The organism is Kineococcus sp. TRM81007 (assembly GCF_022669155.1).
Taxonomy (GTDB): Bacteria; Actinomycetota; Actinomycetes; order Actinomycetales; family Kineococcaceae; genus Kineococcus.
The window spans coordinates 1-18,674 of sequence record NZ_JALBVB010000055.1 but is presented as its reverse complement, the minus strand read 5'-3'; the positions used below and the strand labels follow the sequence as shown (position 1 = coordinate 18,674).

Annotated in this window: 17 protein-coding genes and 2 pseudogenes; 14 read left to right on the top strand and 5 right to left on the bottom strand. The window is 77.6% G+C overall.

Going from position 1 to position 18,674, the window contains the following annotated elements; genetic code table 11:
- Positions 1–40: 40 nt before the first annotated feature.
- Together MN205_RS13310 and MN205_RS13305 are read left to right on the top strand one after the other, a co-directional pair.
- A pseudogene (locus MN205_RS13310) lies at positions 41–1,220 on the top strand (homoserine O-acetyltransferase).
- A gap of 72 nt (positions 1,221–1,292) precedes the next feature.
- On the top strand, positions 1,293–1,760 hold the full coding sequence (locus MN205_RS13305; protein ID WP_242128050.1) for a hypothetical protein: 468 nt from the start codon (positions 1,293–1,295) through the stop codon (positions 1,758–1,760).
- Between the two features lie 131 nt (positions 1,761–1,891).
- On the opposite strand, the gene MN205_RS13300 is transcribed toward MN205_RS13305, so the two are convergent.
- Positions 1,892–3,652, bottom strand: a complete 1,761-nt coding sequence (locus MN205_RS13300; RefSeq protein ID WP_242128048.1) for a bifunctional diguanylate cyclase/phosphodiesterase — start codon at positions 3,650–3,652, stop codon at positions 1,892–1,894.
- A gap of 83 nt (positions 3,653–3,735) precedes the next feature.
- Between MN205_RS13300 and MN205_RS13295 the strand changes: the two genes are divergently transcribed.
- Positions 3,736–4,608: an SMP-30/gluconolactonase/LRE family protein gene (locus MN205_RS13295; protein ID WP_242128046.1), complete on the top strand. Its 873-nt coding sequence runs from the start codon at positions 3,736–3,738 to the stop codon at positions 4,606–4,608.
- A 53-nt stretch (positions 4,609–4,661) separates the two neighbouring features.
- Here the strand turns inward: MN205_RS13295 and MN205_RS13290 are convergent, their stop codons facing one another.
- Positions 4,662–5,099, bottom strand: coding sequence for a MerR family transcriptional regulator (locus MN205_RS13290; RefSeq protein ID WP_374115939.1), 438 nt, complete (start codon positions 5,097–5,099; stop codon positions 4,662–4,664).
- 244 nt (positions 5,100–5,343) lie between these two features.
- Between MN205_RS13290 and MN205_RS21950 the strand changes: the two genes are divergently transcribed.
- The gene (locus MN205_RS21950) at positions 5,344–6,540 is read left to right on the top strand and encodes a C40 family peptidase (RefSeq protein WP_308220280.1); all 1,197 of its coding nucleotides are present in this window, start codon (positions 5,344–5,346) and stop codon (positions 6,538–6,540) included.
- Between the two features lie 36 nt (positions 6,541–6,576).
- Here the strand turns inward: MN205_RS21950 and MN205_RS13280 are convergent, their stop codons facing one another.
- Positions 6,577–7,086 (bottom strand): inorganic diphosphatase, encoded by a 510-nt coding sequence (locus tag MN205_RS13280; RefSeq protein ID WP_242128371.1) that lies wholly within the window; start codon positions 7,084–7,086, stop codon positions 6,577–6,579.
- Between the two features lie 183 nt (positions 7,087–7,269).
- On the opposite strand from MN205_RS13280, the gene dacB reads away from it, so the two are divergent.
- The 10 genes from dacB to MN205_RS13230 all read left to right on the top strand — a co-directional run bounded on the left by dacB (position 7,270) and on the right by MN205_RS13230 (position 16,860).
- Entirely contained in the window at positions 7,270–8,703 is a 1,434-nt protein-coding gene (gene dacB, locus MN205_RS13275; RefSeq protein ID WP_242128042.1) for a D-alanyl-D-alanine carboxypeptidase/D-alanyl-D-alanine-endopeptidase, read from the top strand.
- Between the two features lie 75 nt (positions 8,704–8,778).
- On the top strand, positions 8,779–9,942 hold the full coding sequence (locus MN205_RS13270; protein ID WP_242128040.1) for a zinc-dependent metalloprotease: 1,164 nt from the start codon (positions 8,779–8,781) through the stop codon (positions 9,940–9,942).
- Positions 9,943–9,955: 13 nt separating this feature from the next.
- Positions 9,956–10,960 carry a tRNA lysidine(34) synthetase TilS gene (gene tilS, locus MN205_RS13265; protein ID WP_242128038.1) on the top strand — a complete coding sequence of 335 codons (1,005 nt, stop codon included), beginning with the start codon at positions 9,956–9,958 and terminating at the stop codon, positions 10,958–10,960.
- 70 nt (positions 10,961–11,030) lie between these two features.
- Positions 11,031–11,582 carry a hypoxanthine phosphoribosyltransferase gene (hpt, locus tag MN205_RS13260; protein ID WP_242128036.1) on the top strand — a complete coding sequence of 184 codons (552 nt, stop codon included), beginning with the start codon at positions 11,031–11,033 and terminating at the stop codon, positions 11,580–11,582.
- A gap of 414 nt (positions 11,583–11,996) precedes the next feature.
- Positions 11,997–13,964 (top strand): ATP-dependent zinc metalloprotease FtsH, encoded by a 1,968-nt coding sequence (gene ftsH / locus MN205_RS13255; RefSeq protein WP_242128034.1) that lies wholly within the window; start codon positions 11,997–11,999, stop codon positions 13,962–13,964.
- Complete coding sequence (gene folE, locus MN205_RS13250) at positions 13,961–14,575, top strand: GTP cyclohydrolase I FolE (RefSeq protein ID WP_242128032.1); 615 nt, start codon at positions 13,961–13,963, stop codon at positions 14,573–14,575. The genes ftsH and folE overlap by 4 nt, the downstream gene beginning before the upstream one ends.
- A 5-nt stretch (positions 14,576–14,580) precedes the next feature.
- Positions 14,581–15,468, top strand: coding sequence for a dihydropteroate synthase (gene folP, locus MN205_RS13245; RefSeq protein ID WP_374115938.1), 888 nt, complete (start codon positions 14,581–14,583; stop codon positions 15,466–15,468).
- Complete coding sequence (gene folB, locus MN205_RS13240; protein ID WP_242128027.1) at positions 15,465–15,878, top strand: dihydroneopterin aldolase; 414 nt, start codon at positions 15,465–15,467, stop codon at positions 15,876–15,878. The genes folP and folB overlap by 4 nt, the downstream gene beginning before the upstream one ends.
- Entirely contained in the window at positions 15,875–16,384 is a 510-nt protein-coding gene (gene folK / locus MN205_RS13235) for a 2-amino-4-hydroxy-6-hydroxymethyldihydropteridine diphosphokinase (protein ID WP_242128026.1), read from the top strand. Before folB ends, folK begins: the two co-directional genes overlap by 4 nt.
- Positions 16,381–16,860 carry a DUF3180 domain-containing protein gene (locus MN205_RS13230; RefSeq protein WP_242128024.1) on the top strand — a complete coding sequence of 160 codons (480 nt, stop codon included), beginning with the start codon at positions 16,381–16,383 and terminating at the stop codon, positions 16,858–16,860. Before folK ends, MN205_RS13230 begins: the two co-directional genes overlap by 4 nt.
- On the opposite strand, the gene MN205_RS21945 is transcribed toward MN205_RS13230, so the two are convergent.
- Positions 16,797–18,314 (bottom strand): GGDEF domain-containing protein, encoded by a 1,518-nt coding sequence (locus tag MN205_RS21945; RefSeq protein WP_308220279.1) that lies wholly within the window; start codon positions 18,312–18,314, stop codon positions 16,797–16,799. The two genes, MN205_RS13230 and MN205_RS21945, sit on opposite strands and share 64 nt — an antisense overlap.
- A 69-nt stretch (positions 18,315–18,383) precedes the next feature.
- Positions 18,384–18,674: pseudogene (locus tag MN205_RS13220) on the bottom strand (methyl-accepting chemotaxis protein); the annotation flags it as partial.

Here is an 18,674-nt window from a genome sequence, read left to right as displayed (position 1 = left end):
GGCGGGCGGCGCGGTGGACGCGGGCGAGGCGGCGCGGGCGGTGGCGGCGGCCCTGCCCGCCGCCCGCACGGCCGCACCGCCGGCCACGGGCGCCTGGCGCGAGGGCGACCCCGTCGGCCGGCGCCGGTTCGCCGACGTCGGCGACCTGCCGCTGCAGCTCGGCGGTGCGCTGCCGCAGGTGCGCCTGGCCTACGAGACGTGGGGCGAGCTCNNNGCTCGCCCCCGACGGTTCCAACGCGGTGCTCGTCGAGCACGCCCTGACCGGTGACTCCCACGTCCTCGGCGACGCCGGCGAGGGCCACCCCACCCCCGGGTGGTGGCCCGAGCTCGTCGGCCCCGGCAAGGCCCTGGACACCGACCGCTTCTTCGTCGTGGCCGCCAACGTCCTCGGCGGCTGCCAGGGCAGCACCGGCCCCGCCTCCCGCCGGCCCGGCTCCGCGCAGCCGTGGGGCTCGGCGTTCCCGCGCATCACCGTCGCCGACCAGGTCGCCGCCGAGGCCCGGCTCGCCGACGCCCTCGGCATCGCCCGCTTCACCGCCGTCCTCGGCGGGTCGATGGGCGGCATGCGTTCCCTGGAGTGGGCCGTCGCGCAGCCGGACCGCGTCGGCGCCGCGCTCGTCCTGGCCACCTGCGCGGCCTCCACCGCCGACCAGATCGGCGCCCAGAGCGCCCAGATCACCGCCGTCGTCTCCGACCCCGGCTGGCGCGGCGGCGACTACCACGACCTGCCCGACGGGCAGGGCCCGCACACCGGCCTGGGCCTGGCGCGCCGCCTCGCGCACCTCAGCTACCGCAGCCCCGCCGAGCTCGACGCCCGCTTCGGCCGCCTCGCGCAGCCCGGCGAGGACCCCCTGGCGCCCGAGCGCCCCGGCCGCTTCGCCGTGCAGTCCTACCTGGACCACCACGCCACCAAGCTGGTGCGCCGCTTCGACGCCGGAAGCTACGTCGCGCTCACCGACGCCCTGAACACCTGGGACGTGGGCCTGGGGCGCGGCGGCACCGACGCCGCGCTCGCCGCGGCCCGCACCCCGATGGTGGTGGCGGCCGTGGACTCCGACCGGCTGTACCCGGTCGCCGACTCCGAGCGCACCGCCGCCTCCCCGGCCACCGTCGGCGGGCTGCGGCTGATCACCTCCACCGCCGGCCACGACGGCTTCCTGGTGGAGGCGGAGCAGATCGCCCCGCTGGTGCGCGAGGTCCTCGCCCTCGGCTCGCGCTGACGCGACCACCGGGGGTGCGCGCACGGCTCCGCCGTCGCACCCTTGGGGCCTCACCGAGCGGAGGGGGACGACGTGCACGTCGTGCGAGGGCTGCTGGGCGGGGCCGCGGCCGGTGCGGCCGGGGTGACCGCGCTGAACGCCGCCACCTACCTGGACATGGCGGTGCGCGGGCGCCCGTCGTCGTCCACGCCGCAGGACACCGTCGAGGCGCTGGCCGAGAGGGTTCACGTCGACGTCCCCGGCGAGGGCGCCAGCAGGGAGAACCGGCTGCAGGGGCTGGGGCCGCTGCAGGGCATCGCCACCGGGGTCGGCGTCGGGGCGCTGTGGGGGCTGGGCCGGGCGCTGGGCGTCCGCTCTCCCTTCGTCGTCTCCGCCGTCGGCGCGGGCGGCGCCGCCATGGCCCTGGCCGACGGCTCGATGGCCGCGCTGGGGGTCTCGGACCCGAGGGAGTGGCCCGTCTCCTCGTGGGCGGCCGACGCCGTGCCGCACCTGGCCTACGGCGCCGTCGTCGTCGGGGTGCTGCGCGCCATCGTGCGCTGACCCGGGGACGTGGACAGGCTCCCGCCGCCTGCGCTACGGCGGGTCGGGACGCCCGGAGCTGGCGTACCTGCCGACGGCGGCGCTGTGAGGTGCTGCTGCGGGGCGGCGCCGCGGGGGGCGGGTTGCGGAGGTCAGGCCGCGCCGGTGCGCTGCGGCGCGCGCTCGCCCAGCCGCCGCGCCAGCTCCTCCGGCGGCACCGGCCGGCCGAACAACCAGCCCTGCGCCAGCGGGCAGCCCAGCTCGGTGAGCAGCCGGGCCTGCTCCGGCGTCTCGACGCCCTCGGCGATCACCCGCAGCCCCAGCGTCGCGCTCAGCGACAGCAGGGCCTCCAGCATCCCCGCCCGGCGCGGCGAGGTGGTGATGTCGGCGGTGAACCCGGAGTCCAGCTTCAGGTAGTCCGCGGGCAGCGTGTCCAGGCGGCTGAACGCCGAGTAGCCGGTCCCGAAGTCGTCGATCGCGACCGCGATGCCGTGGGCGCGCAGCTCGCGCAGGGCGGCCAGCGCGGCCCCCGAGGAGGCGTCCACGACGCTCTCGGTGACCTCCAGGACGAGCGAGGAGGCGGGGAACCCGGTGTCCGCCAGCACCTCCAGCACCCGCTGCGGGTACACCGGGCACGTCAGCTCCCGGCCGGAGACGTTCACCGTCAGCAGCAGCTCCCGGCCCTGCGCGCGGCGCAGCGCCAGCGCCCCGCGGCACGCGTCCGCGAGCACCGCCGGCCCCAGCTCGTGCACCAGCCCGGTGCTCTCGGCGGCGTGCACGAACTCCAGCGGCGGCACCGGCCCGCGCACCGGGTGCGTCCAGCGGGCCAGGGCCTCCACGCCGACGACCTCCCCGCGGGCGGGGTCGACGATCGGCTGGAACCAGGCCCGCACGTCCCCGTCGGCCAGCGCCTCGGCGAGGTCGCGCGCCAGCAGCGTCGAGGCGTCGTCGAGCAGGCGGGCCTGCCCGCGGCCGGCGGCCTTCGCCGTGTACAGGGCGCTGTCGGCGCGGCGCATCAGGTCCGCGCCGCTCTCCCCGGGGAACAGCTCGGCGACGCCGCACGAGAGGTCCGCGCGGCTGGTTGCGGTGCGCACCCGCTCCACCGCTCCCAGGGCCGCGGGCCCGGCCAGGCCCGGCAGCAGCACCGCGAACTCGTCGCCGCCGTAGCGGGCGAGCACCGCGCCCGGCGGCAGCACCGCGCGGCACTCCTCGGCCAGGGCGCGCAGCAGGTCGTCCCCGGCGGCGTGCCCGGCGCGGTCGTTGACGCGCTTGAAGTGGTCCACGTCCAGCAGGGCCGCGGACAGCGGGGTGCCCGTGCGGGCCGCCTCGGCCAGCGCACCGTCGAGGGCGGCGTCGAAGCCGCGACGGTTGGCCAGGCCGGTGAGGCTGTCCAGCTCGGCGCTGGAGGCGCGGTGCACGAGGGCCCCCACGACGACGGAGATGACGGTCAGGACGGCGCCCATCGACACCGCCACCCCCGGCGTCAGGCCGGGGCGGTCGCACAGGGCCCACGACCCGGCGCAGCCCAGCAGCACCAGGTGCACCACGGACTGCCGCCACGTGCAGAAGAAGAGCACGAAGACGGCGACGAACAGGTAGACCGACGAGATCGCCAGCGCCGTGGCGATCGTGGGGCACTTCGGGACGGCCAGCGTGATGAGCGCCGTGCCGGCCCCGGCGACGCCGTGGAAGGCGGCGCGCGGCAGCACGTGCCCGCGCAGGACGAGCGCGACCCCGGCCAGCAGGGCGGTCACCGCCAGCCCGCCGAGCTGCAGGCGCGTGCCGGCGTCCGGGAACGGCGAGCCCAGGACGACGGCGAGCGTGGCGGTCCCGCCGGCGAGGTAGAAGGCGCCCGCGGCCGAGCCCATCACGCGCGGCACGGCCACGGCGGGGGCGGTGCGGGAGGCGGGCACGGTGGTTCGTCGGCGCCGCGCGGCGCGCGCTGGAGCGGGGGCCACCCGGGCGGGCGAACGCGTCGCGCCCTAGGGTGCGGGGCGTGGCTGCAGCGGAACGCATCACCGACCGTGTCGTCTACCACGGCGAGGGGCCGTGCTGGTCCGCCTCCTGGGGCGGGCTGCGCTTCGTCGACATGCTGGCCGGCGACGTGCTGACCCTGGCCCCCTCCGGGGAGCTGACGCGCCGCCACCACGGCGACGTCGCGGCGATCGTGCGCCCGCGCACCGGCGGCGGCGCCGTCGTGGCGGTCGAGCGCGGGTTCGTGCTGGAGGACGCCGACGGCTCCCTGACGCCGCTGCCGGAGCTGTGGGGCGCCGACGCCGGGCTGCGGATGAACGAGGGCGGCTGCGACCCCGACGGGCGCTTCTACGCCGGGTCGATGGCGTACGAGCAGTCCGGCGGCGCGGGCGAGGGCCGCGGCTCGGTGTTCCGCCTCGACCCCGACGGGTCGGTGCGCACGGTGCTGACGGGGGTGACCATCTCCAACGGCCTGGGCTTCAGCCCCGACGGGACGCTGGCCTACTACAACGACACCCCCACCGGCCGCACCGACGTCTTCGACTACGACCGCGACGCCGGGCTGACGAACCGCCGCCCGTTCGCGCAGGTCAACGACGAGTCCGGCCGCTTCAACCCCGACGGGCTGTGCGTGGACGCCGAGGGAGGGGTGTGGACGGCCCTGTTCGGCGGCTCGTCGGTGCGCCGCTACGCCCCGGACGGCACGCTGGACGCCGTGGTGGAGGTCGGTGCGCGGCAGGTGACGGCGTGCACGTTCGGCGGCGCCGACCTCGACGAGCTCTTCATCACCACGTCGCGCGAGAACCTCGCGGACGACGACGACCCGGCCGCGGGCAGCCTCTTCCGGTACGTGCCGGGGGTGCGGGGCCTGCCGGTGCTGCCCTTCGCGGGCTGACCGGCTGACCGGCTGACCGGCTGACCGGCTGATCGGCTGACCGGTGGACCCGGTCAGCCCGCCGCGGCGTCCTCGCGCAGCACCGGCGCCTCGGGGGCGGGGGAGCTGCCGTCGCTGCGCCCGGCGGCCTCGTCGCGCAGCCGCTGCGCGAACTCCTCGGCCATCGTGAGCTTGTCGCGCAGCTTCTCCACGCGGGCGTCGGCGGCGGCGCGGAAGGTGTCGAGCTGGTCGAACAGCTCCTCGCGGGGGGTCTCGGAGGGCACCCGGCCGTCGAGTGCGTCGAGGATGCCGAGCAGCTCGCGCATCTCGTCGAGGGAGAAGTCCAGCGGCTTCATGCGCTTGAGGACCAGGAGCCGGTACACGTCCAGCTCGGTGTACAGGCGGAAGCCGCCCGGGGTGCGCGCCGACGGGGTGACCAGGCCCATCTCGTCGTAGTACCGGATGGTGCGGAAGCTGTAGCCGACGCGCTCGGCCACCTCGCCGATCTGCATGAGCTCGCTCAACGGCAGCTCCTCCCCGTCCTCCGTCGCCACCTCGCGCGGGCGGGGCCCGCGGTCCAGCGGTCGATCGTACGCTCCGGGCCCCGCGACCCGGCTCCGTCGGCGAGCCGCGCACCCGTGCGGGTGCGTCCCCGTGGAGCCGCTCGGGTGTTCCCCCCGGGGCGGTTCCTCGTTAGCGTGCGTGCTGTGACACCACTGGCAGCGGACGGTGACGCAGCGGCGGGAGGCGCCGGTCGTGGCTGAACGCACCAGCCGCCGGGCGCTCCTGCTGGCCGCCGCGGGCGCCCTGCCCCTGCTGGCCGCCGCGCCCGCCGCCGCCGCTCCCGTCCCCAGCGGGGAGGACGTGGACGCCGCCCGCCGGGCCGCCGACGCCGCCGCCGGCCGCGTCGCCGCCCTGCAGGCCGAGCTGACCGCCCAGCAGGCCGAGCTCGAGGCCGCCCACGTGCGGGTGTCCGTGGCCGTCGAGGACCACGCCGAGGCCACCGCCCTCCTGCGGCAGCGGGCCGCCGCGGCCGCGAGCGCCTCGGACGCCGCCGCGGCCGCCGGCACCTCGCTGGCCGAGGCGCGCCTGGCGCTGGGGCGCTTCGCCTCCCGCAGCTACCGCAGCAGCGCCGGGGACCTGGGCCCGCTGGCCTCCCTGCTGGCGGCGCGCTCGCCGCAGGACCTCGCGGAGCGCACCGCCACCCTGTCCCGCGTCACCGGCTCCCGGGACGAGGCCGTCGCCACCGCCGCCGAGGCCCACCGGCGCGCCGAGGACGCCCGCGCCGCCGCCGACGACGCCGCCGCCGCCCAGCAGCGGGCCACCGACGCCGCCGCCGCTGCCCGCGCGGCCGCCGAGGCCGCTGCCAGCGGGGCGGAGGCCCTCGTCGCCGCCACCCGCGCCCGCAGCGAGGAGCTCATCGCCGAGCTGGCCCGGCTGCGGAGCACGTCCGTGGAGCTGGAGCGCGAGCGCCAGGCCGGCCTGGCGGCCGAGGAGGAGGCGCGGCGCGAGGCCGCCGTGCGCAGCGAGGTCGGGGCCGCCGCCCCGTCCGGCGCGGCACCCGCGCCGGCCCCCGGGCCCACCCCCGGGGCGGACACCGCCGTCGCCTGGGCCCTCGCGCAGCTCGGCGCCCCCTACCGGTGGGGCGGCGAGGGCCCCGACGCCTTCGACTGCTCCGGGCTGACGCTGCGCGCCTGGGAGGCCGCCGGGGTGCGGTTGCCGCACTCCTCGCGCCTGCAGTGCTCCGGTCGGGCGAAGGTGCCGCTGGCCGAGCTGCGCGCGGGGGACCTCGTCTTCTACGCCACCGACACCTCGGACCCGTCCACGGTCCACCACGTCGGCCTGGTGGTCTCGCCCGGTCGCATGGTGGAGGCCCCGCACACCGGGGCCGTCGTGCGCACCGCCTCGATCTACCGCTCCGGGCTGCTGCCGCACGGCACCCGCCCGGGCTGACCGCCCCCGGGCGGCGCGCCGCCCGGGGGGAGGGGGTCAGTGGCCGCCGGCGCCGGCCTCGTACGAGGTGCCCTTGGCGCGCTCGTACGACGCCTGGATCTCCTTCTCGGCCTCCGCGCGGCCGGCCCAGTTGGCGCCCTCCACGGACTTGCCCGGCTCGAGGTCCTTGTAGGTCTCGAAGAAGTGCTGGATCTCCAGGCGGTCGAAGTCGCTGACGTCCGAGAGGTCCTGCACCTTCTCCCAGCGCGGGTCGCCCGCGACGACCGCGAGGACCTTGTCGTCGCCACCGGCCTCGTCGCGCATGTGGAACATGCCGATCGCGCGGCAGGTGATGAGGCAACCGGGGAACGTCGGCTCGTCGAGCAGCACGAGGACGTCCAGCGGGTCGCCGTCCTCGCCCAGCGTGCCCTCGATGAACCCGTAGTCGTGCGGGTAGCGCGTGGAGGTGAACAGCATGCGGTCCAGGCGGATCCGCCCGGTCTCATGGTCGACCTCGTACTTGTTGCGCTGACCCTTGGGGATCTCGATGGTCGCGTCGAACTCGATCGGCGTGCTGGTCTCGCTGGTCACGCTGCTCCTCTCGCCGGGGTCGCGCGACCCCGTCCTCGTCGGCCGGCGCCACGTCCGGCGCCCGGCGGTCCGCGCTAGTGTCGCGCAGTCCCCGTGCCGCTGCGGACGGGTGGTGCCCGGCGGTGGACCGGGCGTGTCGGGACGACGGGTGGGGGCCTGGTGCGCAGAGCCGTGGTGGGGGTGGCCGGTGCGGCCACCGCCGTCCTCCTCGCCGGCGGCTACGCCGGGCTGGACGTCGCCGGCGCCGTGCCCGGCCCGCTGACCACCACGCCGCCGCCGACCGCGCCGGTGCTGCCGACCGCCCCGGCCGCCGCCGTCCCCGCCGCCGGCGCCGCGCCCGTGCTGGCCCCGCCGGCCGCCGGCGCCCCCGTCCCGGACCCGGCGGTGCTGCAGCAGCGGGTGGCCGCCGCGCTGGCCGACCCCGCGCTGGGGCCCGCCCCCTCCGCGCTCGTCGCCGACGCCCTCACCGGCGAGGTGCTGCTGTCGCGCGCCGCGGACGTGCCCCGCACCCCCGCGTCCACCACCAAGCTGCTGACCGCCGCCGCCGCCCTGCACGTGCTGGGACCCGCCTCCCGCGCCGCGACCACCGTGGTCGAGGGCACCTCGCCCGACGAGGTGGTGCTCGTCGCCGGTGGCGACGTGCTGCTGAGCGCCGGTGCCGGCGACCCCGGCGTCGTCGCCGGGCGCGCCGGCCTGGCCGACCTCGCCGACGCCACCGCGAGCGCCCTGCGCGAGGCGGGCCGCACCACCGTCGCGGTGCGGCTGGACGACGGCCTGTTCACCGGCCCGCCCGCCTCGCCGGTCTGGGGCGCCGGGGACGTCGCCGCCGGGTACGTCGCCCCGATCGCGCCCCTCGCCGTGGACGAGGGCCGCCTCGTCCCCGGGCGGGACGCGCCGCGCGCGGCCGACCCGGCGCTGGAGGCGGCGCGCACCTTCGCGCGGCTGCTCGCCGAGCGCGGCGTCGCGCTCGCCCCCGCCGACGTCGACGGCGGTGTGGCGCGCGCCGCGGCCGACCCCGCCGCGCCCGTGCTGGCCCGGGTGGAGTCCGCCACCACCGCCCAGCTGGTCGAGCTGGTGCTCACGGCCAGCGACAACACCCTCGCCGAGGTGCTGGGCCGCCGGGTGGCGCTGGCCGGCGGCCGCCCCGGCACCTTCGAGGACGCGGCGGCCGCCGTCACGCAGGCCGTCGCCGACCTCGGCGTGGACGTCACCGGCGTGCAGCTGCAGGGCGTCAGCGGGCTGGGGCACGGCAACCGGCTGCCCGCGCGGGTGCTCACCGACCTGCTGGTGCTGGCCGCCGCCGACACGCACCCGGAGCTGTCCGCGCTGGTCAGCGGCCTGCCCGTCGCGGCCGTGACCGGCACCCTCGCCGAGCGCTACGGCGGGGCGGCCGCCGCCGGGGCGGGCGTGGTGCGCGCCAAGACCGGCACCCTCACCGGGGTCAGCTCCCTGGCGGGGTACGTGCGCGACGCCGACGGGCGCCCCCTGGCCTTCGCGGTGCTCGCCGACGCGGTGCCCGCGGGCGCCGGGTGGGGTGCGCGCGCCGCCGAGGACGCGTTCGCCACCGCGCTCGCCGGCTGCGGCTGCTCCTGACTCCTCCCGCACCCCCGTGCGGCGCAGCCCCACCGCGCCGGGTGCACCGCCGGGTGCGGCGCGTAGCGTGCCGCCATGGACGCACCGGGGGGCCCTCACGCCGACAGCGCGCAGCGCAGCCGCAGCACCGGGCGCTCCGAGGAGCGCACCGTGGGGGCGTTCGTGGACTTCGACCTGGGCGCGCGGCTGGCCGCCCGCCTGGTGCCGCCGGGGCCGGCCGCCGGGCGCGAGGAGGTCGCCGACGTCGTCGGTGCGCTGCGCGAGGCCGCCGCCGAGGCCGCCGGGCCCGTCTCCGCCACCGCGCGCCTGCACCGCGACCCCGCCCTGGCCCCCGAGCCCCCGGCCCTCGTGGTGGACCGGGCCTCGTGGGCGCGCGCCAACGTGGAGGCGTTCCGCGCCCTGCTGGAGCCGGTCGTGGTGCCGCTGCCCCCGGCGGGCCGCACCGCGCGCCCCGGCGGGCGCGCCGACCGCGCCGCCACCGCCGTCGGCCGGCGCACCACGGGCGGGGAGGTGGGCACCCTGCTGGCGTTCCTGTCCTCGCGGGTGCTGGGGCAGTTCGACGTCTTCTCCGGCGTCGACTCCGGCGGTCCCGGGCGGCTGCTGCTGGTGGCCCCGAACGTGCTGCAGACCGAGCGCGACCTGCGGGTGGTGCCCGCCGACTTCCGCCGCTGGGTGTGCCTGCACGAGGAGGCGCACCGGCTGCAGTTCGGCGCGAACCCGTGGCTGCGCCGCTGGGTGACCGACCAGGCGCGCGAGCTGTCCGCGGACCTGCTGGCCCAGCCCCGCGACCTCGCCGAGCGGTTCGGCGGCGTGGTGCGCGGCCTGCCGGACCTGCTGCGCGGCGAGCAGGGCTCGGGCGCGGGCGTCGCGGACCTGCTGCAGACGCCGGGGCAGCGGGAGCGGGTGCGGCGCCTGGTGGCGGTCATGTCGCTGCTGGAGGGGCACGCCGACGTCGTCATGGACGACGTCGGCCCGCAGGTGGTGCCCACCGTGGCGACGATCCGCGCGCGCTTCACCGAGCGCCGGCGCGGGCGCGGGTCGCTGGACCAGGTCGTCCGCCGCCTGCTGGGCCTGGACGCGAAGACCCGCCAGTACGCCGACGGCGCCCGCTTCGTGCGCGGGGTGCTGCGCGAGGTCGGCTGGGACGGCCTGAACGTCGTGTGGTCCGGCCCCGGCAGCCTGCCGTCCCCGGAGGAGGTCGCCGACCCGGGGGCGTGGGTGCGCCGGGTGCACGGCTGAGGCGCGCGCACCGGTGACCGGGCCGCCGCGGGAGGTGGCCGCGGTGCGGGTGGCGGTGCGCGCGGACCTGCGCGCGCTGGGCGCCGCGCCGGGGGCGCTGGTGCTGGTGGCGTGCAGCGGCGGCGCGGACTCGCTGGCGCTGGCGGCGGCGGTGGCCTTCGAGGCCCCGCGCGCCGGGCTGCGCGCCGGGGCGGTGACCGTCGACCACGGCCTGCACCCGGCCTCCGCGTCCGTGGCGCAGCGGGTGCGCGAGACGTGCGCCGGGGAGCTCGGCCTGGACCCGGTGCTCCTCACCCGGGTGGCCGTCGGCCGCTCGGGTGGTCCCGAGGCCGCCGCCCGCACCGCCCGGTACGCCGCCCTGGAGCGCCTGGCGGCGGACGCGGGGGCCGTCGCGGTGCTGCTGGGGCACACCCTGGACGACCAGGCCGAGACGGTCCTGCTGGGGCTGGCGCGCGGCTCGGGCGCCCGCAGCCTGGCGGGGATGCCGGCGGTGCGCGGGGTGCTCCGCCGGCCGCTGCTGGGGGTGGGGCGGGCCGTGGTGCGCGCCGCCTGCGCGGCGCACGGGCTGGCGCCGTGGGAGGACCCGTCCAACGCCGACCGGCGCCTGGCGCGCGCCCGCGCCCGCCACGACGCGCTGCCTGCGCTGGAGGCGGCGCTGGGGCCGGGGGTGGCGGCCGCGCTGGCCCGCTCCGCGGCGGCGCTGCGCGAGGACGCCGACGCCCTCGACGAGCTGGCCGCGCAGGGGGACCCGTTCCGCGCCGACGCCGCCGGCAGCTCCGCGGCGGTCGCCGAGCTGCTGGCGGCGCCGGCGGCGCTGCGGCGGCGCTGGCTGCGTTCCGGGGCGCTGGCGGCCGGGTGCCCCGCCGGGGCGCTGGCGGTGCGGCACGTCGACGCCGTCGACGCGCTGCTGCTGCGCTGGCGCGGGCAGGGCCCCGTGCACCTGCCGGGGGGTGCGAGGGCGCACCGGGCGTGTGGCAGGCTCGTGCTCACGCCCGCGGGTGGGGACCCCACCGGCTGAGCCCCCGCAGCGGACCCCCGCAGCGAGCCCCCGCAGCGAGCCCCGACGAACCGACCGCACGGAGGACCCCGTGGACGCCGCCGCCGCAGGCACCGACCTCGACCACGTCCTGCTCAGCCGGGAGCAGGTGGCCGCCCGCGTGGCCGAGCTCGCCGCTCAGCTGGACGAGGAGTACCGGGACAAGGACGTGCTGCTCGTCGGCGTCCTCAAGGGTGCCGTCATGGTCATGGCGGACCTGGCGCGGGCCATGAGCATCCCGCTGTCGATGGACTTCATGGCCGTCAGCTCCTACGGCTCGGGCACGAAGTCCTCCGGCGTCGTGCGCATCCTGAAGGACCTCGACACCGACATCTCCGGCCGCCACGTCCTCGTGGTGGAGGACATCATCGACTCGGGCCTGACCCTGTCGTGGCTGCTGGCGAACCTCGGCTCGCGCGAGCCGGCGTCGGTGCGGGTGTGCACGCTGCTGCGCAAGCCGGACGCGGCGAAGGTGCAGGTGGACGTCGCCTACGTGGGCTTCGACATCCCCAACGAGTTCGTCGTCGGCTACGGCCTGGACTTCGCGGACAAGTACCGCAACCTCGACTGCGTCGCCACGCTCGCCCCCCACGTCTACAGCTGAGGCGCGCGCCGGTCCCCACCGTCCTCGCGGGGAGCGTCGGGGCCGGCGCGACGGGGGAGCGCGCGGGGTCCGGGTGGGCGTGGCGGTCGCGGTCGGCCGCCTCTGCCCACGGAGCTCCGGTGTCGACCGGACGTCACCGACGGGGGCTCACCGATCGGGGTGTCGACGGGGTGCGGGCGCCGCCCCGTGCACGCGTCACGCGGGCGTCCTCGTCGGCGAGGGTGTGCGCCGCGCCTCCCCCCTTCCGCTCACGGCGAACCCGCGGGAGACGACCGGAACAGCAGCCCGCCGCCACCCGTTGGTCCCCCTGAGAACCGGGCGGTCGGTGGCCGGAGCGGCGCGTCGGCGCCGCGGTGTACCGTCGAGCGTCCGGCAGGACCGAGCAGGAGGGACAGGGGGCGTCCCCTTCCACAGATGTCGAACCTCAAGCGTGTAGTCCGCGGCCCGTGGCTCTGGATCGTGGTGGCCGTCGCGGTCGTGGCGATCGGCGCGTCCTTCTTCGCCTCCAGCGGCACCACCGAGGTGTCCACCACCCGCGCCCTGGAGCTCATCGACGGCGACCAGGTCGAGAGCGCCACCCTCACCGACGGCAACCAGCGCATCGAGCTGCGCTTGAAGGAGGGCGTGGACGTCGACGGCGCGACCACCGTGCGGTCGTACTACATCTCCCAGCGCGGTGACGAGGTGCTGGCGGCGCTGGAGGACTCGGACGTCGAGAGCGTCACCGACGAGGTGCCGACCACGAGCATCCTGTCCTCCCTGCTGTTCACGGTCGGCCCGATCCTGCTGCTCCTGCTGCTGTTCTGGTGGCTGATGAGCCAGATGCAGGGTGGCGGCAGCCGGGTCATGCAGTTCGGCAAGTCCAAGGCCAAGATGATGACCAAGGACACCCCGAAGACGACCTTCGCGGACGTCGCCGGCGCCGACGAGGCCGTCGAGGAGCTGTACGAGATCAAGGAGTTCCTCTCCGAGCCCGGCAAGTTCCAGGCCGTGGGCGCGAAGATCCCCAAGGGCGTGCTGCTGTACGGCCCGCCCGGCACCGGCAAGACCCTGCTGGCCCGCGCCGTCGCGGGCGAGGCGGGCGTGCCGTTCTACTCGATCTCCGGCTCGGACTTCGTGGAGATGTTCGTCGGCGTCGGCGCCTCCCGCGTGCGCGACCTGTTCGAGCAGGCCAAGCAGAACGCCCCGGCGATCATCTTCGTCGACGAGATCGACGCCGTCGGCCGCCACCGCGGTGCCGGCATGGGCGGCGGTCACGACGAGCGCGAGCAGACCCTGAACCAGCTGCTCGTCGAGATGGACGGCTTCGACGTCAAGACGAACGTCATCCTCATCGCCGCCACGAACCGCCCCGACATCCTCGACCCGGCCCTGCTGCGCCCCGGCCGCTTCGACCGCCAGATCGCGGTGGAGGCCCCCGACATGGAGGGCCGCCACGAGATCCTGAAGGTGCACGGCAAGGGCAAGCCGCTGTCGCCGGACATCGACCTGCTGGCCGTGGCGCGCCGCACCCCGGGCTTCTCGGGCGCCGACCTGGCCAACGTCCTCAACGAGGCAGCGCTGCTGACGGCCCGCGCCGACGCGCAGGTCATCGACAACGCCGCCCTCGACGAGGCCATCGACCGCGTCATGGCCGGTCCGCAGAAGCGCACCCGCCGGATGAGCGAGAAGGAGCTGCGGGTCACCGCGTACCACGAGGGTGGTCACGCGCTGGTGGCCGCGGCGCTGCCGAACACCGACCCGGTGACGAAGGTGACGATCCTGCCGCGCGGGCGGGCCCTCGGCTACACGATGGTGCTGCCGACGGAGGACAAGTACTCCACCTCCCGCAACGAGATCCTCGACCAGCTCGCGTACGCCCTGGGCGGTCGCGTCGCCGAGGAGCTCGTCTTCCACGACCCGACGACGGGCGCCTCGAACGACATCGAGAAGGCCACCGGGATGGCCCGCAAGATGGTCACCCAGTTCGGCATGAGCGAGCGCATCGGCGCGATCAAGCTCGGCAGCAGCGGCGGCGAGGTGTTCCTCGGCCGCGACATGGGCCACGAGCGCGACTACTCCGAGGGCGTCGCCGGCATCGTCGACGAGGAGGTCCGCCGCCTCATCGAGGCCGCCCACGACGAGGCGTGGGAGATCCTCGTGGAGCACCGCCAGGTCCTGGACGACCTCGTCGTCGCCCTGCTGGACAAGGAGACCCTCAACCAGGCCGAGCTGGCCGAGATCTTCGCGCCCGTCGTCAAGCGCCCGCAGCGCCCGGTGTGGCTGTCCAGCGAGCGCCGCCACGTGTCCGACCTCCCCCCGGTGGCCGGCCCGCGCGAGCGCGCCGCCCTCAACGGCCACGGCGCCCAGGTCCCGCTGAACCGGACCCACGAGGAGCCGTGACCGGCGGCACCACCACCCCCGCCGGCCCTCCGGCGCGCGCGGGCGTCGACGCCGCGCGCGCCGAGGCCGCGGTCCGGGAGTTCCTCCTCGCCATCGGCGAGGACCCGGACCGCGAGGGCCTGCGCGACACCCCGGCGCGCGTGGCGCGGGCCGCGGGGGAGCTGTTCGCCGGCCTGTCGCAGGAACCGGCCGACGTGCTGGTCACCGACTTCGGCCTGGAGCACGACGAGCTGGTCCTGGTGAAGGACATCGAGCTGCAGTCCACCTGCGAGCACCACCTGCTGCCCTTCCACGGCGTCGCGCACGTCGGCTACATCCCCGGCGAGCACGGCCGGGTGACGGGCCTGTCGAAGCTGGCCCGCCTGGTGGACGTGTACGCCCGCCGCCCGCAGCTGCAGGAGCGGCTGACCACGCAGATCGCCGACGCCCTCGTGGACGGGCTGCACCCGCGCGGCGTCATCGTCGTCGTGGAGTGCGAGCACTCCTGCATGACGTACCGGGGCGTGCGCAAGCCGGGCGCGAAGACGGTCACCTCCGCGGTGCGCGGCGGCCTGCGCCACCCCGCGACGCGCGCGGAGGCGATGAGCCTCATCGTGGCGGGGCACCGGTGAGCGCGGTGCCGACGGGGCCGGGTGCGCTGGACGCGCTGCTGGCGCCCGGCCGCTGCCGCGTCGTGGGCGTCGTCAACGTCACCGCCGACTCCTTCTCCGACGGCGGGCGCTTCCTCGCCGTGGACGACGCCGTCGCCCGCGGCCTGGCGCTGGCCGCCGCCGGGGCCGACGTCGTGGACGTGGGCGGGGAGTCCACCCGACCCGGCGCGGGGCGCGTCGAGGCGGGTGAGGAGCTGCGCCGCGTCGTGCCGGTGGTGCGCGAGCTGGCCGCCCGCGGCGTGCCGGTCAGCGTCGACACCATGCGCGCCGACGTCGCCCGCGCCGCCGTCGAGGCCGGCGCGGTCCTCGTCAACGACGTCTCCGGCGGCCTGGCCGACCCGGCGACGGCCGCGACCGTCGCGGAGCTGGGCGCCGGGTACGTGCTCTCGCACTGGCGCGGGCACTCCGACGTCATGACCTCCCTGGCCGTCTACGGCGACGTCGTCGCCGAGGTGGAGGCCGAGCTGGCGCGGCGCCTGGACGCGGTCGCCGCCGCCGGTGTGGACCCGGCCCGCGTCGTGCTGGACCCGGGCCTGGGCTTCGCGAAGGTCGCCGAGCACGACTGGGCGCTGCTGGCGGCGCTGCCGCGGCTGGCCCGGCTGGGCCGCCCGCTGCTGGTGGGCGCCTCCCGCAAGCGGTTCCTGGGCGCGCTGCTCGCCGGCGACGGCCCCGTCCCGCCGCCCGCCGCCCGCGACGACGCCACCGCCGCGGTGTCCGCGCTGGCCGCGGCCGCGGGCGCGTGGGGCGTGCGGGTGCACGAGGCGGCGGCCTCCGCGGCGGCCGTGCGGGTCGCGCGGGCGTGGGCCCTCGCCGGCGCGCCCGAGGGCGCCGTCGCCGGCGCGGGGGTGCCGTGAGCTCGCTGGACGCCGCCGGGCCCGTGCGGGCGGCGGACGGCCGGGTGCTGGACCGCGTCGTGCTGCGCGGCCTGCGCGCCGTGGGCCGGCACGGCGTCTTCGAGGCCGAGCGCCGCGACGGGCAGGCGTTCGCGCTGGACGTCGCGCTGCACCTGGACGTCGCCGAGGCCGCCGCGGGTGACGACCTGACCGCCACCGTCGACTACGGCGCGCTCGCCGAGGAGCTGGTGACCGTGCTGACCGGTGAGCCCGTCGCGCTGCTGGAGACGCTGGCCGAGCGGGTCGCGGCGGTCTGCCTGGCGCGCTCGCCGCGGGTCGCGGCCGTGGACGTCGTCGTGCACAAGCCGCAGGCGCCGCTGAGCGTGCCGTTCGACGACGTCGAGGTGGCCGTGCGGCGGGTGCGGGCGTGAGCGCCGCCGGGGACGGGAGCGGCCCGCTGCCCGTGGTGCTGTCGCTGGGCGCGAACCTGGGGGACCGGGCCGCGGCGCTGGCCGCGGCGGTGGCGGCCCTGCGCGCCGCGGACGGCCTCCACGTGGACGCCGTCTCCGAACCGCTGGCGAGCGAGCCCGTCGGCCCGGTGCGCGATCAGCCCGACTTCCTCAACCTCGTCGTGCTCGGCCGCACCGCGCTGGCGCCGCGGGAGCTGCTGGCCCTGTGCCACGACGTGGAGCGCCGCGGCGGGCTCGACCGCTCGGTGAAGGTCCCCGGCGGCCCGCGACCCATCGACGTGGACGTCGTCGCGCACGGCGACCTCGTGCTGGAGGAGCCGGACCTGGTGCTGCCGCACCCGCGCGCGCACGAGCGCACCTTCGTGCTCGGGCCCTGGGCGCAGGTGGACCCGGACGCGGTCCTGCCGGGCCCGCACGGCGGCCCGGTGCGCGAACTGCTGGCCCGCCTGGCGGGGGAGGGCTCGTGAGGCCCACCCGCCCCGGGGTGCTGCTGGCCGTCGGCTTCCTCGCCGCGGTGCTGACGTGGTCGGGGCTGCGGGCCTGGACGGCCACCGGCGCCGCCGAGCCGCAGCTGCTGTGGCGCACGGTCCTGACGCTGACGCTGCTGGCGGTGGCGGTGTTCGGGGTGGGCTGGCCGGTGCGCCAGTGGGTGCGCGGCGACCGCACCCGCCGCATCGACGCGCTGCGCGCGGCGCGCACCGCGGTGCTGGCGAAGGCGGCCTCGGTGGCCGGTGCCCTGTTCACGGGCGTGTCGGCGGGGTTCGCCGTGCACTACCTGCCCACGCTGGAGATCGCGGCGCGCCGCGAGCAGTTCCTCGTCGCGCTCGCCGACCTGCTGGTCTCCGCCCTGCTGCTGGTCGCCGGTCTGGTCGTGGAGCGCTACTGCCGGGTGCCCCCGGAGGGCGGCGGCCCCGGCGGCGACGGGGGCGGCTCGCCCGCCTGACCGCCCGCCTGGCGCGGCAGCCGCGCCGGTTCGGCGTGCACGTGCACGCGGTGCTTGCCGGCGCGCTTGGCCGCGTACATGGCCGCGTACATGGCCGCGTCGGCGGCGGCCAGGAGCCGCTCGGCGCGCTCGGCGGGGCTGCCACCGGGCCCGGCGACGGCGGCGCCGACGCTCACGCCGACGGCGAAGGTGCCCGCGGCCACGTCGACCGGGTCGCGCAGCGCCGCGACCAGGCGTTCCCCGATGCCGCGCAGCGAGTCCCGCCCGCCGGCCACCGGGCACAGGACGGCGAACTCGTCACCGCCCAGGCGCGCCAGGGTGTCGCCCGGACGCAGGCAGGCGCCGAAGCGGACGGCGACCTCACGCAGCACGTCGTCGCCGGCGCCGTGCCCGGCGGTGTCGTTGACGTCCTTGAAGCCGTCGAGGTCGCAGTACAGGACCCCCGCGGTGCCGGTGGCGACCGCCTCCTCCAGCCGCTCGCGCAGCAGCAGCCGGTTGGGCAGCCCCGTCAGCGCGTCGTGGTGGGCCTGGTGCTCCAGCGCGGACGCCGCCCGGCGGTGCACGGCGCGCACCTCGGCGTCGAGGCGGTCGCGCTCCTCGCGGTGCAGCACCAGGGGTGCGACGACGACGACGAGCACGATCGCCAGCAGTTGCGAGAAGAGGACGGCGCGCGGGCCGGGCAGTGTCTGGAAGACGCCCGCTCCCGGGAACAGGACCATGGCCACGTCGCCCAGCACCGTCGTCCACAGGGCCGCGGTGGAGGACAGCCGCAGGCCGACCCACACGGACACCGGCGCCAGCAGGAACGCCAGCGGCAGGCTGAACGGTTGCGTGAACAGCCAGCCGAAGAACGTGCCGGCAGCGGCGGCGACCAGCAGCACCTCGGCGCGGCCGGCTTCGGAGCCCACCGCGGTGCGCTGCCGGTCGCCGGCGCGCAGCCACAGCACCGACACCAGCAGGGTGCTCGCGGTGTGGCGCACCGACCAGCCCAGCAGGGCGGTGACGGGCTCGGCGCCCAGGGCGAGCGTGGCGGCGGGGACCCCCACGGCTGCGCCGGCCAGGGCACCGGTGGTCGCGGCGAGCAGCAGGACCCACACGTCCCGGGGGCTGCGCAGCCGGAAACCCCGCGGCTGCAGGCGGTGGTGCACCCCGCAGGCCGTGAGGGCCTGCACGGCAGCCGACGCGGCCATCAGCAGTGCCGCCGCCGCCTCCTGACCGCTCCCCAGTTGCGCCGCCGCGCCCGAGGCGAGCAGGAGGCCCGCGTCCCGCCGGCGGGCGCGCGGGTCGCGCCAGGACCGCGCCAGCCAGACGAACCCGACGCCCGCCGCGGGCCACAGCACGGCCACCGCGGCCCCCTGGGGGACCGAGGCCCGCCCGAGCAGCACGGCGAGGACGTTCAGCAGGGCGAACCCGGCCGGGACGACCGCGCCGTGCAGCCGGGCGGGAGGGGTCACCCCCGGGTCATCGGGTCCGCGGGCGCCGTGGTTGAGCTCCGGCGCCCGCGGCGGTGGTGCGGCGGTGCTTCAGCAGCGGAAGGTGCCCACCAGCTGCTGCAGGTCGTCGGCGGCGCCGCGGACCTCCTCGGCCGCCGAGGCGGTGCGGGTGGCGCTGCTGGTCGTGCGGGTGGCGGCGTCCGCGAGACCGGAGACGTTCGCGGCGATCTCCTGGCTGCCGGTGGAGACCTCGGTGACGTTGCGCACCATCTCGGACGTGGTGGCGGACTGCTCCTCCACCGCGGCGGCGATGGTGGACTGCAGGGCGTCGATGCGGGCGATGACCTCGGTGATCTGCCCGATCGCCCCGGCCGCGGCGGA

Excerpts from the sequence above, each read along its gene's own strand:
- MN205_RS13290 (WP_374115939.1), bottom strand. The coding sequence starts at position 5,099 with ATGCAGATCGGCGAGGTGGCCGAGCGCGTCGGCTACAGCTTCCGCACC.
- MN205_RS13270 (WP_242128040.1), top strand. The coding sequence starts at position 8,779 with ATGGACGCACCGGGGGGCCCTCACGCCGACAGCGCGCAGCGCAGCCGC.
- ftsH (WP_242128034.1), top strand. The coding sequence starts at position 11,997 with ATGTCGAACCTCAAGCGTGTAGTCCGCGGCCCGTGGCTCTGGATCGTG.